The sequence below is a fragment of the Aliiroseovarius sp. PTFE2010 genome (assembly GCF_049943335.1).
Lineage (GTDB): Bacteria > Pseudomonadota > Alphaproteobacteria > Rhodobacterales > Rhodobacteraceae > JBNFVY01.
On the sequence record NZ_JBNFVY010000001.1, the window covers coordinates 453,129 to 467,216 of the forward strand.

Annotated in this window: 12 protein-coding genes; 4 read left to right on the forward strand and 8 right to left on the reverse strand. The window is 60.7% G+C overall.

The window, feature by feature from the left end:
- Positions 1-97 precede the first annotated feature (97 nt).
- From ACP2AV_RS02200 to gpmI, 5 genes are all read right to left on the reverse strand, one after another.
- Entirely contained in the window at positions 98-3,073 is a 2,976-nt protein-coding gene (locus ACP2AV_RS02200; protein WP_426371345.1) for an error-prone DNA polymerase, read from the reverse strand.
- 72 nt (positions 3,074-3,145) lie between these two features.
- Positions 3,146-3,628 carry an RNA pyrophosphohydrolase gene (locus ACP2AV_RS02205; RefSeq protein ID WP_426371346.1) on the reverse strand — a complete coding sequence of 161 codons (483 nt, stop codon included), beginning with the start codon at positions 3,626-3,628 and terminating at the stop codon, positions 3,146-3,148.
- Entirely contained in the window at positions 3,624-4,958 is a 1,335-nt protein-coding gene (locus ACP2AV_RS02210; protein WP_426371017.1) for a S41 family peptidase, read from the reverse strand. The genes ACP2AV_RS02205 and ACP2AV_RS02210 overlap by 5 nt, the downstream gene beginning before the upstream one ends.
- A 6-nt stretch (positions 4,959-4,964) precedes the next feature.
- Positions 4,965-6,101 carry a murein hydrolase activator EnvC family protein gene (locus ACP2AV_RS02215; protein ID WP_426371018.1) on the reverse strand — a complete coding sequence of 379 codons (1,137 nt, stop codon included), beginning with the start codon at positions 6,099-6,101 and terminating at the stop codon, positions 4,965-4,967.
- 4 nt (positions 6,102-6,105) lie between these two features.
- Complete coding sequence (gpmI, locus tag ACP2AV_RS02220) at positions 6,106-7,656, reverse strand: 2,3-bisphosphoglycerate-independent phosphoglycerate mutase (RefSeq protein WP_426371019.1); 1,551 nt, start codon at positions 7,654-7,656, stop codon at positions 6,106-6,108.
- A gap of 357 nt (positions 7,657-8,013) precedes the next feature.
- On the opposite strand from gpmI, the gene ACP2AV_RS02225 reads away from it, so the two are divergent.
- Positions 8,014-8,691, forward strand: a complete 678-nt coding sequence (locus ACP2AV_RS02225; RefSeq protein ID WP_426371020.1) for a sugar transferase — start codon at positions 8,014-8,016, stop codon at positions 8,689-8,691.
- Here the strand turns inward: ACP2AV_RS02225 and rlmH are convergent, their stop codons facing one another.
- The 3 genes from rlmH to ACP2AV_RS02240 form a co-directional block, all read right to left on the reverse strand.
- A complete protein-coding gene (gene rlmH / locus ACP2AV_RS02230) occupies positions 8,692-9,162 on the reverse strand; it encodes a 23S rRNA (pseudouridine(1915)-N(3))-methyltransferase RlmH (protein WP_426371021.1) in 471 nt (156 codons plus the stop codon).
- A 12-nt stretch (positions 9,163-9,174) separates the two neighbouring features.
- Complete coding sequence (gene rsfS / locus ACP2AV_RS02235; RefSeq protein ID WP_426371022.1) at positions 9,175-9,543, reverse strand: ribosome silencing factor; 369 nt, start codon at positions 9,541-9,543, stop codon at positions 9,175-9,177.
- Between the two features lie 300 nt (positions 9,544-9,843).
- Positions 9,844-11,232 (reverse strand): mechanosensitive ion channel family protein, encoded by a 1,389-nt coding sequence (locus ACP2AV_RS02240; protein WP_426371023.1) that lies wholly within the window; start codon positions 11,230-11,232, stop codon positions 9,844-9,846.
- A 90-nt stretch (positions 11,233-11,322) separates the two neighbouring features.
- Between ACP2AV_RS02240 and ACP2AV_RS02245 the strand changes: the two genes are divergently transcribed.
- From ACP2AV_RS02245 to leuD, 3 genes are all read left to right on the forward strand, one after another.
- Positions 11,323-11,535 (forward strand): hypothetical protein, encoded by a 213-nt coding sequence (locus tag ACP2AV_RS02245; RefSeq protein WP_426371024.1) that lies wholly within the window; start codon positions 11,323-11,325, stop codon positions 11,533-11,535.
- 335 nt (positions 11,536-11,870) lie between these two features.
- Positions 11,871-13,301 carry a 3-isopropylmalate dehydratase large subunit gene (leuC, locus tag ACP2AV_RS02250; RefSeq protein WP_426371025.1) on the forward strand — a complete coding sequence of 477 codons (1,431 nt, stop codon included), beginning with the start codon at positions 11,871-11,873 and terminating at the stop codon, positions 13,299-13,301.
- Positions 13,301-13,906 (forward strand): 3-isopropylmalate dehydratase small subunit, encoded by a 606-nt coding sequence (gene leuD / locus ACP2AV_RS02255; protein WP_426371026.1) that lies wholly within the window; start codon positions 13,301-13,303, stop codon positions 13,904-13,906. Before leuC ends, leuD begins: the two co-directional genes overlap by 1 nt.
- Positions 13,907-14,088 lie beyond the last annotated feature (182 nt).

A 14,088-nucleotide genomic window follows, 5' to 3' on the forward strand; every position in this document is an offset into this window, starting at 1 on the left:
CCCCGGCGCCAGCAGCGGTGTGAGGGGGCCTTTCCTGTCATGGCCATCAGCATCACCGCCGGTGCCGCCCGTTCGTTTCAAGCGGTCAGGGATATTGTCAACCAGAAGCAGGGGCGCTTTTCAGATCGCCCCGTCTTGTCAGAACCGGCGAGAGCGGGGCCATGTTTTCCGGCAGCTTCAGGCGGCCATGGCCCGGGGTCAGTTTGTGGCGAAGCAAGGCGACAGGATGGGCGCGCAGTGTCAGGCGCATGGCGGTGAAATCCTCAACCACTTCCTGGCCCACGCTCATCGGGGGCAGGCTGACGGCGGGCTCGTTAATCGCTTCGCCGTCCAGATCATCGGCAAACAGAGGCAAGGGCGACTTGCCGGTGATCGCGCGGGCCTGCCAGATCGCGTCGCGGCGTGTGAGACCCATTTCGGCAAAGGCATCGGCTTCGGCCAGTAGCGACAGGGTATCGCTGCCGACACCTGCGCGACGCCAGACATCTTCGATGGCGCGATAGCCGTTCGCGCGGGCCATGGTGATCCATGTGCCGTCTTCTTCGGCCATCCGCCGGATCTGGCGAAACCCCAGCCGCAGGGCCAGATCGCCCTTGCTGGTGCGTTCCAGCGTGTTGTCCCAGAATGAATGGTTGATACAAACCGGCAGGACGGACACGCCATGTTCGCGTGCGTCGCGGACGATCTGGGCGGGCGCGTAAAACCCCATCGGTTGGGAATTCAGCAAAGCGCAGGCAAAGGCCGCCGGATGATGGCGCTTCAACCAGGCGCTGGCATAGACAAGATGGGCAAAACTGGCCGCGTGGCTTTCGGGAAAGCCATAGCTGCCGAAGCCTTCGATCTGCGAAAAACAGCGTTCGGCGAAGTCCAGGTCATAGCCGTTGTTGCGCATGCCGCGCAGAAAGCGGCCACGGAATTCGCTGACATTGCCGTGTTTCTTGAACGTGGCAAGCGATCGGCGCAAACGGTCGGCTTCTTCGGGGGTAAAGCCCGCGCCGGTGATGGCAATCTGCATTGCCTGTTCCTGAAACAGCGGCACCCCCAGTGTTTTCCCCAGCACCTGGCCCAGGGCGTCCGAGGGGAAGCGGACTTCTTCTTCACCGTTGCGGCGACGGATGAAGGGATGGACCATGTCGCCCTGAATAGGGCCCGGGCGTATGATGGCGACCTGGATCACCAGATCGTAAAAGCTGCGTGGCTTCATGCGGGGCAGAAAGTTCATCTGCGCGCGGCTTTCCACCTGGAACACCCCAAGGCTGTCGGCTTTGCATAGCATGTCATAAACTGCCGGGTCCTCGGGTGGCAGGCTGGCCAGATCATAGCTGAGCTGGTCGTGCTCGGAGATCAGGTCAAAAGCCTTGCGGATGCAGGTCAGCATACCCAAAGCCAACACGTCGACCTTGAGGATCCCGAGCGTGTCGATATCGTCCTTGTCCCAGCAGATGACCGTGCGATCTTCCATTGTCGCGTTTTCGATCGGGACCAGTTCGTCAAGCCGTCCTTCGGTGATGATGAAGCCGCCGACATGTTGCGACAGGTGGCGGGGAAAGCCTTGGATATCTTCGACCAGCTGCAGGGTTTGCCTCAGGTGGCGGTCGTCCGGATCCAGGCCGATTTCGCGCAGGCGGCGCGGCTCGACCGCGCCGGTGGCATAGAACCCCCACAGTTGCGAGGATAGCGCGCCAACGGTGTCTTCGGTCAATCCCATGGCACGGCCCACCTCGCGGATGGCGCGTTTGCCGCGGTAGTGGATGACCGTGGCGCAAAGACCCGCGCGATGGCGACCGTAGCGTTCGTAGATCCACTGGATCACTTCTTCGCGCCGTTCATGTTCAAAATCAACGTCAATATCGGGCGGCTCGTCACGGGCTTCGGACACGAAACGCTCGAACACCATAGTGCCAATTTCGGGACTGACCGACGTGACCCCAAGCGCATAACAAACGACCGAATTGGCGGCCGACCCGCGCCCCTGGCACAGGATCCCTTTCGAGCGGGCAAAGGCGACGATATCGCGGACGGTCAGGAAATAGGGCTCGTAACGCAGCTTGGCGATCAGGGCCAATTCGTGGGCGACCTGAGCGCGGACCTTGTCGGGCGTGCCGTCGGGATAACGATTGCGCAGCCCTTCGTCGGTCAGGCGTGACAGACGTTCGAAAGGGGTTTCGGTCCCGGTCGCCTCTGAGGGATAGTCATAGTGCAATTCGTCCAGCGAAAAGGACAATTGCGCGGCCAGGGCACCGGCCCGATCCACCGCGCTGGCATGGGGGCCCAGCAGGCGGCGCAAGTCGTCCGCGCGGCGCAGACGCTGTTCGGCATTGGCCAGGGCGGCCCGGCCCAGGTCGTGCACCTTGCAGCCCAGCCGGATCGCGGTCAGCACATCGGTCAGACGGCGGCGCGCGGCATGGTGCATGATCGGCCGGGCGCTGGCCACTGTGTCAATGCCCAGGTCCTGTGCCCAGGCGGCATGTTGGTCGAACCACGTACGATCCTGCCCGTCATAGCTGGGTGCAAGGACCATCCAGACCTGTCCGGCAAAGCGGCGCCTCAGCCGACGTGCTTGTGTCAGCCAGTCGCTGGCACCGCGCGGATCCGTTTGCACCCGTGGCGGGTGTAGCAGCAACGCCAAACCGTCCCCCCAGCGTTCGATATCGCTCAGGCCCAGATAGCATTCGCCCTTGGGCGCGCGCATCCGTCCTTCGGACAGCATCCGGCACAAGTTTCCCCAGCCCCCCCGATCCCGCGCCAGCGCGGTCACGCTGAACCCATCGGTGGTTTGCAGGCGCGCGCCGGGGATCAGGCGCGGGGCGGTTTCGACATCGGCCGAGCGCGCGCGAGCAGCCCCATCGGGGCGGGGCGGGCCAATATGCGCAGCCTCGGCCCGCAGGCGCACCCACCGGGCCACTTCGCGTGTCCGGCTGTGGGCCCGCACGATTCCGGCCACTGAATTCACATCCGTGATCGCCACGGCCCCGATTCCCAAAAGCCCTGCCTGTTCGACGTATTCTTCGGGATGCGATCCCCCGGTCAGGAAAGAAAAGTTCGTGGTTATGCAAAGCTCGGCATATGTCATGCCAAGCAGTATATTCACGTTTTGTTCTGGTGTGGAGTCTGTCTTTGCCCCTAACAGGCATACTGCCTGCGCTTACAACTTGTCCCGAAAGGCGTCGGCGACGGCGGCGTAGATGCCCCGTTTGAACGGAACGATCCGGGTCACCAGTTCATCCAGATCCAGCCATGCCCATTCGGAAAATTCGCGATGCTCAGCCGCAATGTCGACATCGGCATCCGACCCGGTGAACCGCGCCAGGAACCACAGTTGCTTTTGCCCGCGATACTTGCCGTTCCACAGTTTCCCGATCAGATGTTCGGGCAGATCATAGGTCAGCCAGTCATCCGTTTCGGCGACAAGTTCGACCTTGTCCGCGCTCACACCGGTTTCTTCCCTCAGCTCACGCAGGGCGGCATCGCGCGGGGATTCGCCGGGGTCAATCCCGCCCTGGGGCATTTGCCACGCGCCGGGGGTATCGATGCGCATGCCGCCGAACACCTTGCCTGCGTTATTGACCAGCATCACGCCGACGCAGGGCCGATACGGAAGATCCTTGGTCGCCATGGTGCGCTTAATCCCGATCGATCTTGGACAAGCCCTTGAGAATGTCGATCGCGTAGGCCAGTTGGAAGTCTTCGTCGCGCAGCTTTGCGGCTTCTTCCGCGGCGGCGCGCTCTGCTTCGATCTGTTTGCGCTGGTCTTCGGTCAGGCTGTCATTGTTCAGCGCGCCGCGCAGGTCCGCTTCGGACCGGAAACGCGGTGTCGTTGTCTCGTCGCTGTCTTCTGTCTGGGGCTGGCGCGGCGGCTGGGCCACCACAATGTCGGGCGAAATGCCCAAGGCCTGGATCGACCGGCCCGACGGCGTGTAGTAACGCGCCGTGGTCAGGCGCATGGCCCCTTGCGAGCGGAGCGGCATGACCGTCTGGACAGAACCTTTGCCGAAACTCTTGGTCCCGACGACGATGGCCCGGTGATGATCCTGCAACGCGCCCGCCACGATTTCCGATGCGCTGGCCGAGCCGCCGTTGATCAGGGTAACGATGGGTTTGCCTTCGGCCAGATCGCCTTCGGAGGCATTCACGCGATCACCGTCCTGAGGATGCCGACCCCGGGTCGACACGATTTCGCCAGCGTCCAGAAAGGCATCCGAAACCGCGATGGCCTGGGTCAACAAGCCACCGGGGTTGTTGCGCAGGTCGAGGACGACACCGCTGACATTTTCCATACCGCCCAGTTCCTCGGCCGCCTCTTTCAATCCGCTTTCAAGATTGGGGTAGGTCTGATCATTGAACGTGCTGATCCGCAGCACGATCGCGTCCCCTTCGGTGCGTGCCCGCACGGCTGTCAGTTTGATGGTGTCGCGAATGATGGATATATCCATCGGTTCTTCTGCACCTTCGCGCACCACGGTAATCACGATCTCGCTGCCAACCGGGCCCCGCATCCGCGAGACGGTTTCATCCAGCGTCAGGCCCATCAGGTTTTCACCGTCCACGTGGGTAATGAAGTCGCCGGCTTCAACGCCAGCCTGATCCGCTGGGGTGCCGTCCATGGGGGCCACGACCTTGACGAACCCGTCTTCTTGCGTGACCTCGATCCCCAGACCGCCGAATTCACCGCGGGTCTGCACCTGCATGTCTGCTGCATCCTTGGGCGACAGATAAGAGGAATGCGGATCGAGCGACGATAGCATCCCGTCAATCGCGGCTTCGATCAATTCGCTTTCATCGACGGGTTCGACGTATTGCGCGCGAATGCGTTCAAAGATGTCGCCGAACAGGTCCAGTTGCTCATAAACTGAACTGCCGGACGCCTTTTCCTGTGCCACAATGGGGCCGGCGAACTGGGTGGTCGCAATCACGCCCGCAAGAGTGCCGCCTGCCGCAGCCATTAGGAACTTTTTCATCGCGTCTCAATCCTCGTTGCTGGCGAACCAATCGGCCGGGTCGGTCGCATCGCCATCCTGTCTGATCTCTATATAAAGCGTTTCTGAAGCGTCAGCGCCACCGCCTTCGCCCGATTTAAGCAAAATGTCGTTCGGCGCCGGCGTGTCGCCCCCCATAAGGCCCACGGGCGCGCCTGCTTCAAGTAGCTCTCCGATTTCACCATAGACCTCTTCCAGCCCGGCAAGAACCATCAGAATGCCCGAAGCCGGTTCAAGCACGATCACGTTTCCGTAGTCTAAAAGCGGTCCGCGATAGCGAATGGTGGCGGGCCAAGGGGCTGTGACCAAGGCGCGCGGGCGTGTGGCGATCAGCCATCCGGGGCGCCGGATTCCCGCGGCATCCGCCTCTCCCGCGCGTCTCAGAATGGTGCCGTTAACGGGTAAGGGCAGCGTGCCCGCAGCCTGACGGATATTGCCGACGGCGGGGGTGCCGGCGGCCGTGTCCATTTCCAACAGGCCAGTGGAAAAAGCCGCCAACGTTTCACTGGCAGCGATCAGGTTGGCCAATTGCTCGGGGTCGGTCAGATATCGGTTCGGCAAGTCCGTGCGGTTCTGGATTGCCTGGCTGAGCGCGGTGCGGGCGCGCCGTGCGCCAGCAAGCCCTAGAATCAGCGTTTCAGAGGCGCTTTCCTGCAACACGCGAATGGTCCGCAGTTCTTGCAATTCGGCCCGCAGGTGGTCCACTTCGGCCTGAAAGGCAGGCGCGACATCGGACAGGATGATCCCCGATCGCGCCGTTCCCAGAGGCCCGGACGGATGGATCAATGTCAGGGTGGCGGGCGTGGATTGGATCGATAGCAAGACCCCCACGAGTTGGCTGAGTTTTTCGCTTTCCGCATCGAATTTGCGTGCAATTGCCGCTTCGCGGATCGACGCGCGGCGCAACCCTTCGCGCAGGGCGTCCAGTCCGTCTTCATAGGCTGAAACAGTCTGGGTGAGCGCCGCGATCCGGTTTGCCTTGGTGTTGGCATCGTTGAGCGACCGATGGGCGGCCTCCATCAGCCGCGCTGCGCGCTCTGCCAGTTCCGAAGGGGTCTCTTGCGCGTGGGCATGCCCGGTGGAAAGGATCAGTGCAAAGGCCAGCGCAATTGCACGAATCGACATCGGGTCAGCCTTTCACCAGCAGGCTTTGGCCGGTCATTTCCCCGGGTTTTTCAAGCCCCATCAAATCCAGAAGTGTCGGCGCGACATCCGCCAGGCGGCCATCTTTCACGCCGGTCACACCATCTGCACCGATCACCGCGATCGGCACCAGGTTGGTCGTGTGCGCGGTGTGCGGCCCGCCCGTTTCAGGATCGACCATTGTTTCGCAGTTGCCGTGATCTGCGCAGAGAACCATGGCGCCGCCTGCGGCCTGCAGCGCCGCCAACACGCGACCCAGCCCTTGGTCCACGGCCTCGCAGGCCGCGATGGCCGCATCCAGATCGCCGGTATGTCCGACCATGTCGGGGTTTGCATAATTGACGACGATCAGGTCATAACCGGCCTCGATTGCGGCTACGAACTTGTCGGTGACTTCGCCAGCCGACATCTCGGGCTGCAGGTCGTAAGTCGCGACATTCGGCGAACTGGGCATAAAGCGGTCTTCGCCTGTCTCGGGGGTTTCCTTGCCGCCGTTCAGGAAAAAAGTGACATGCGGGTATTTTTCCGTTTCGGCCAAGCGAAATTGTGTCAGATCGTGCTTGGCGACCCATTCGCCCAGCGTATTGACGATCTCGCGTTTGGGGAAGGCGGTGGACATGAATTCGTTGTGTTCGACCGAATATTCGACCATCCCCAACAGCGCCGACCAATTCGGGCGTGCGGACACGTCAAAGGCATCGAAATCCGGGTCTGCGATGGCGCGCAGGATTTCTCGGGCGCGATCGGACCGGAAATTCAGGCAGAAAAACCCATCGCCATCCTTGAAGCCCTGATAGCCTGCGAGCACTGACGGCTTGATGAATTCATCCGTCTCGCCGCGGTCGTATGCAGCTTGGACCGCATCGGTCGCTTCTAAATAGCGGCCACCACAGGGATAGTCTGCGTCGTTCGAACCGGCGTAGTTGGTCATCGCGCGAAATGCCGCTTCGACCCGGTCCCAGCGGTTGTCGCGATCCATCGCAAAGTAGCGTCCGATGACCGTGCCGATGGTCGCGCCTTTCGGCAGGCGGTTCATCAGGTCCGACATAAACCCGTTGGCCGATTTCGGCGCGACATCGCGCCCATCGGTGATGGCATGAATCACGACAGGCACGCCCTGATCGGTCACCGCTTTCGCAGCCGCCAGCGTGTGTTCGATGTGGCCATGTACGCCCCCATCGGAAATCACGCCCATCAGATGGGCGGTGCCACCTGCGCTTTTGACTTTGGCGGCGAAGTCGATGATCGCCTGATTGTCGAAAAAGCTGCCGTTTTCGATTGCCAGATCAATCTGCCCCAGATCCATCGCAACCACCCGGCCCGCGCCGATGTTGGTGTGCCCAACTTCAGAGTTGCCCATTTGACCGCTAGGCAGCCCGACGTCCGGCCCAAAAGTGACCAGCGTCGCGTTCGGACAGGTGCTCATGATGCGGTCGTAGTTTGGCGTATCGGAAAGCGCCACAGCGTTCGCATCGGTTTGCGCGCGCAGACCCCACCCATCAAGAATGCACAGGACGACAGGTTTGGGGTGGGACATTGAAGGCTCCTTGGCGGATCGTTTGGCGGGGTTTTACCGCGCATAGGTGGGAACGGGAACCATATTTCACCTGAAACTGCGGGGCTTTTCGGAATTTCCATCAGATTGAGGAAATTTTTAAACCGTTTTTAACCGTGTCTGGCGTTTCTTCGTTCTTGGAACTGCCACTCACCGCCTGTGTTTAGCCGCAGGTCAACCCAGCAACCTCGCGAGAGCGCACCGAACACACTGACATTCTGATTTACCCGCAATGCCGGGTGCCGCTGGGGGGAGGAAACCAGCGAACACCCTAAGCATGCCGTCGATCAACGCGTCATTCTGCCTGCTCGCGTCACCAACGAAAGAGCGAAACCTGCCATGAAGTCTTTCGATCCGCTACAAACACAAGCTTACCCGATTGGGGGGCGAAGAAAACTCGCTGGAAATGGGTATGTCAAAGTCGGGAAGCGCGTCGCTGATATCGTGCTTGCGCTGTTGGCTCTGCCCTTTGTTACCCCGGTGATTGCCGTTTTTTGGGCGTTGACCCGGCGCGATGGCGCCCCCGGTTTTTTCGGTCACGTCCGTGTCGGTCGCAACGGCAAGGCGTTCCGCTGTTGGAAAATACGCACGATGGTGCCGGATGCGCAGGCGCGGCTGGCGATCCACTTGGCGACCAACCCTGCTGCTGCGGCCGAGTGGGAGCGCGATTTCAAATTGCGGAACGATCCGCGGGTGACAGGGTTGGGTGCATTTTTGCGGCGCACGTCATTGGACGAACTGCCCCAAATCTGGAACGTTCTTCGCGGCGAGATGAGCTTTGTCGGGCCCCGCCCGGTTGTAGAAGACGAGTTGAGCAGGTACGGCGCAAACCGGTGGGCTTATCTGTCGATGAAACCGGGCATCACAGGTCTGTGGCAAGTGTCGGGGCGCAATGACGTCAGCTATGACGAACGGATATCCATGGACATCAGCTATATGCAGCGGTGTTCGCCGTTCTTTGATCTGTGGCTGATCGTACGAACGGCAGGTGCTATTCTGGGCGCTACCGGGCGCTGATCAGGCGCGGTGGTACGGGGTGCCGGCCAGTATCGACGCTGCGCGGTACAGTTGCTCGGCCAGCATCACCCGAACCAGCATGTGGGGCCACACCATTTTCCCAAAGCTGAGCGAAAAATCCGCTTGGGCGCGGAGCGCAGGGTCGATCCCGTCCGCGCCCCCTATTATGATCGCAAGATCCTGACGGCCGTTGTCGCGCCATCGGGCCAACTGCGCCGAAAAATCCGGTGAAGACAGGGTTTTTCCGCGTTCGTCCATAATCATCATCATCGCGCCGGTCGGGATCGCTTTGCCCAGCAGGGCGGCTTCGGCGGCCATTCCGCCGCCGCGCTTGTCTTCAACTTCGATGATCCTTGCTGGCCCAAGCGCCAATCCACGCCCGGCGCGGTCGAACCGGGTCAGATAGTCGTCGATCAGGTCGGCCTCGGGCCCACCACGCAGGCGGCCCACTGCACAAATCGTAACGCGCATCTGCGCTCCGTGTCAGGCCTGGGTCTGCGCCGGGGCGCTGCCTGGCATCCACATCTTTTCCAGCTGATAGAATTCGCGCACTTCCGGGCGGAAAATATGCACGATCACATCACCGGCATCGATCAGAACCCAGTCGCCCATGTCCTTGCCTTCCGAGCGGGCAATGACGCCGAAATCGGCTTTCAGACGCTCGACCAGCTTTTCGGCAAGCGATGCGACCTGACGGGTCGACCGGCCCGAGCAGATCACCATGTAGTCGGCCATCGCGGTTTTCCCGCGCAAGTCGATCGACACCAGATCGTCGGCTTTGTCGTTTTCCAGAGATTGGGTAATGCGTTCGAGCAGCTGCTCGGACGAAAAGGTCCTCGGGTTTGCCGTCATCGCGGCAACCGGAGTGGCAGGCTGTTGAACGGCCTGAGAGTCGTAAGACAGGACATCGTCCTCCTTCGTTGCGCGCCGAAAGGCCCGGCGCCGGATACCGTTAAGATAACAACCTATCGGATAAGTTTCAATGAATCGCGCGCCGCACTTGGTTTTTGCGCTGGTGCTCTGCCCTCTTCGCACAGGGCGACTGCCGGCGGCGCCAAACGGCCATCGCAATGGTGCGTTGACGCGCAGTCGGGCCGTTTTCAAGCCCGGCGCGAACATCGGACCACGCCCCACCCGCAAAGAGACGGATAGTCAGTTTTCCTGGGAACGTGCGGAAATATCGGATCCTGAGTTGTCGTCAGGTGCCTGGCCTGGCGCGCCATTCGCGGGCGGTTGATCGAGAAGGCGGACCTCGCGCTGAGGGAAGGGAATGGAAATGCCGTTCGCCTTGAAGGCATCCCATAGCGCCAAATACACGTTCCCTCGGATATTCGTAAGCCCACCCGTTGGATCGGTGATCCAGAATCGCAGGATGTAGTCCACCGAACTGTCGCCAAACCCGACAATGTGGCAGACTGGCGGGCGCGACAGCAGCACGCGGTCGACGCTGCTCGCCGCGTCGATGGCAACCTTGCGCACTTGGTGGGGATCGTCGGCGTATGCGGTCCCAAAGAAGATATCTAGGCGCACGAAGTCGTTGGTATGTGACCAGTTGACCACTTGTCCGGTAATCAGGTCTTCGTTCGGAATCAGGAATTCCTTGCCGTCGCGCGTAACGACAGACGCATATCGCGCGCCCAGCGTGTTGATCCAACCGAATGTCTCGCCAAGGCTGATCACGTCGCCCGGCTTGATCGATTTGTCGAGCAGGATGATGACGCCGGACACCAAGTTCGACACGACCTTCTGCAAACCGAACCCAAGGCCCACGCCAATAGCGCCGGACAGGACCGCCAGGCCAGTCAAATCAAATCCGACCGCTTTCAATCCGATGAAAAAGGCCGCCGTATAGAGGGCGATCTGCACGACTTTGCCAATCAATACCCGCATCGAAGGCGATATGTCGTCGTTGGATCGGATGCTGATGGATGCTTGGGCTGAAACGGTTCTGGCGATGCTGAACAGGACCGCCGTCACGACCATTGCTTTCAGGATGGCAAGCGCGGAAAGGCGGAAATCGCCGAATTCGACGGCCGCGCGCTCAAGAAACGCCGATGTTTCGTCCAGATAGCCTGCGTAATACAGGGTGACATAAATCCAAAGGCTCCATGCCACGATCCGGCGCAGCAGCCGGTTTCTGACCAGCCGCGAGACCAGCGCAACGAATAGCCAGGCCGTTGCGATCGAGGCCATGATCCCGATGAGGTAACTATGTGACGGCCAGGTTACCTGGCGCATGATCAGGAAGGTCGCCCAAAGAAGCGGGGCCCAGAAAACCAGCACCAGCCGCTTTTCCACTTCTAGCACCATGCGCAGGCGCCATTTCGGCCATCCCTCGCGGCGGCGCACCCAGGCCCGAAGGCGACGACGCGCGTGTCGGGCCAAGACCCAGGATACCACCATCAAACCAGCCGCGATCGCGATTTGATAGAGGCGCCAAGGCCGCAACAACCCGTCTGCGAAATCCAGGACTTCTTGAATGAAATTGGCCGCCTGAGGCGACGTGGCTTCGACGACTCGGGCGAGTGTTTCGGGGTCCATTCTGCCTCCCTTGTCATATCAGGATGCCCAAAGACGCAGACCGAAACAACTGCGCTGTGTGATCGGCCGACCAGAAGCGCCCCGGGGATCGTGGCAGATGACCCCGAGTTGATCCGGTTCTTTGGGCTGGGCTTCATGTTTGGGCGCTTGTGCCCTTTGTCGGGTTTTACCATTGGCGGCCTGTTCGGGCGGGGGCGATCCGGCCCCAAAGTGGTCTGGCCGCCGCCCATCGACTGGCAGATCCACGGCCGATTTCAGGGCAATGGAACTGCCGGCGAACATGCCAACACTGCCCCGCCCTGATCGGCGCGCGGGACACGACCGTCGCAAGGATCGATGGTGGCGATACCTGTGCGGGGCGGCGATGTCTTGGTCGCATCGTTCCCGGGAACAGCCATTTTGATGAGGGCACGGGCGAAAACGGACGGCGATGCTCGGGGCAAGGTTATCGTCTTTCCCTTGCGAGACTCGGTTGCGCGGTATATCTGAACGGCCATGGAACGTATTTTCGATATGGATGATCGCGCGCGCCTGCCTTGGCGGTTCTTCGGCGCGACGCTCTCGGTGCTCGCCCGCCTATGAGGCGGCCGCCAGAACCTTCCACCCATTTTTTCCACTGATATCCACGGGAGAGCGAAATGACCGCCCCGAAGACACTCTATGACAAGATCTGGGATGCCCATGTCGTTGAACAAAGCGACGATGGCACCTGCCTGCTCTATATCGACCGACATCTGGTACACGAGGTCACCAGCCCGCAGGCTTTCGAAGGGCTGCGTATGGCAGGCCGCGGTGTGCGCGCGCCGGACAAGACCATCGCGGTGCCGGACCACAACGTGCCGACTACGACGGACCGCGTCAAAGGCATCGACAACCCTGAAAGCCGGATTCAGGTCGAAGCGCTTGACAAGAACGCCAAGGATTTCGGCATTCACTATTACCCCGTTTCGGATGTTCGTCAGGGCATCGTGCATATCGTGGGCCCCGAACAGGGCTGGACGCTGCCCGGCATGACTGTGGTGTGCGGCGATAGTCACACGGCGACCCACGGCGCGTTTGGTGCACTGGCCCACGGCATCGGCACCAGCGAGGTGGAGCATGTCTTGGCCACGCAGACGCTGATCCAGAAGAAGTCCAAGAACATGAAGGTCGAAATCACCGGCAAGCTGCGCCCGGGTGTGACGGCCAAGGATATCACTTTGGCCGTGATCGGCGAAACCGGCACGGCTGGCGGCACAGGGTATGTCATCGAATATTGCGGTGAAGCGATCCGGGATCTGTCGATGGAAGGTCGTATGACCGTCTGCAACATGGCGATCGAAGGCGGCGCGCGCGCTGGCTTGATTGCGCCAGACGAAAAGACCTTTGAATACGTCAAGGGCCGCCCCCATGCACCGAAAGGCGCGCAATACGAAGCCGCCTTGGCCTGGTGGAAAACACTGTTCAGTGACGACGATGCCCAATGGGACAAGGTCGTCACACTGAAAGGCGAAGAGATCGAACCCGTCGTGACCTGGGGCACCAGCCCCGAAGACGTATTGCCGATTTCGGCTGTCGTACCTTCACCTGACACCTTCACCGGTGGCAAGGTCGAGGCGGCCAAACGGGCGATTGAATACATGGGTCTCACCCCTGGTCAGAAGCTGACCGACATCCAGATCGATACGGTGTTTATCGGGTCGTGTACCAACGGCCGGATCGAAGACCTGCGCGCCGCTGCGGCAATCCTGAAGGGCAAGAAAGTCAAAGAAGGTATACGCGCCATGGTGGTGCCCGGATCGGGCCTGGTCCGTGCGCAAGCCGAAGAAGAGGGCCTGGCGCAGATTTTCCAGGACGTCGGGTTCGAATGGCGGATGGCGGGATGTTCGATGTGCCTGGCCATGAACCCCGACCAACTGGCCGAGGGAGAGCGTTGTGCGTCGACCTCGAACCGCAACTTCGAGGGTCGTCAGGGCTATAAGGGGCGTACGCATCTTGTTTCTCCGGCCATGGCCGCCGCTGCCGCGATCACCGGTCACCTGACCGATGTGCGCGAGCTGATGACTGAAGACGCGCAAGGAGCCGAGTGATGGAAAAGTTCGAAAAACTGACAGGCGTCGCGGCCCCCATGCCGCTGGTCAACATCGACACCGACATGATCATTCCCAAGGTGTTTCTGAAAACGATCAAACGCTCGGGTCTTGGCGTGAACCTGTTCGACGAGATGCGCTACGACCGTCAGGGCAACGAGATCCCCGATTTCGTGCTGAACAAGCCTCAGTATCGCGACGCGCAGATCGTGGTCGCCGGCGACAACTTTGGCTGCGGCTCTTCGCGTGAGCATGCCCCGTGGGCGCTGGCTGATTTCGGGATCAAGTCGATCATTTCTACCAGCTTTGCCGACATTTTCTACAACAACTGCTTCAAGAACGGCATCTTGCCGATCGTGCTGCCGCAAGAGGCTGTTGATGTGTTGATGAAGGATGCTGAAAAGGGATCGAACGCGCGCATGACCGTCGATTTGGAAAATCAGGTGGTCACCACGTCGGATGGGGAAGAGTTTCCATTCGAGGTAGATGCGTTCAAAAAGCACTGCCTGATGGAGGGGCTCGACGATATCGGGCTGACGATGGAAAAGGTCAGCGCCATCGATACGTTCGAGGCGCAAGCCGCGCAGGCCCGGCCATGGGTTTGACGCTTGGGCGCTTGACATAGCATTTCAAAACGGCGGTCCGGACGGGCCGCCGTTTTTTCTTGCACATGCACTAAGCGGGACAGTCTGGGTTGAAAAACGCTGCTTTGCACCGATACGCGTTTCGGCAAGTGCCTAGTTGCGGCAAATGCAAAAAGCACAACATGTTGAAAAATGACACAATT

Coding starts and splice junctions, on each gene's coding strand:
- ACP2AV_RS02200 (WP_426371345.1), bottom strand. CDS start 3,073: ATGACATATGCCGAGCTTTGCATAACCACGAACTTTTCTTTCCTGACC.
- ACP2AV_RS02210 (WP_426371017.1), bottom strand. CDS start 4,958: ATGAAAAAGTTCCTAATGGCTGCGGCAGGCGGCACTCTTGCGGGCGTG.
- ACP2AV_RS02215 (WP_426371018.1), bottom strand. CDS start 6,101: ATGTCGATTCGTGCAATTGCGCTGGCCTTTGCACTGATCCTTTCCACC.
- gpmI (WP_426371019.1), bottom strand. CDS start 7,656: ATGTCCCACCCCAAACCTGTCGTCCTGTGCATTCTTGATGGGTGGGGT.
- ACP2AV_RS02225 (WP_426371020.1), top strand. CDS start 8,014: ATGAAGTCTTTCGATCCGCTACAAACACAAGCTTACCCGATTGGGGGG.
- rlmH (WP_426371021.1), bottom strand. CDS start 9,162: ATGCGCGTTACGATTTGTGCAGTGGGCCGCCTGCGTGGTGGGCCCGAG.
- rsfS (WP_426371022.1), bottom strand. CDS start 9,543: ATGACGGCAAACCCGAGGACCTTTTCGTCCGAGCAGCTGCTCGAACGC.
- ACP2AV_RS02240 (WP_426371023.1), bottom strand. CDS start 11,232: ATGGACCCCGAAACACTCGCCCGAGTCGTCGAAGCCACGTCGCCTCAG.
- leuC (WP_426371025.1), top strand. CDS start 11,871: ATGACCGCCCCGAAGACACTCTATGACAAGATCTGGGATGCCCATGTC.
- leuD (WP_426371026.1), top strand. CDS start 13,301: ATGGAAAAGTTCGAAAAACTGACAGGCGTCGCGGCCCCCATGCCGCTG.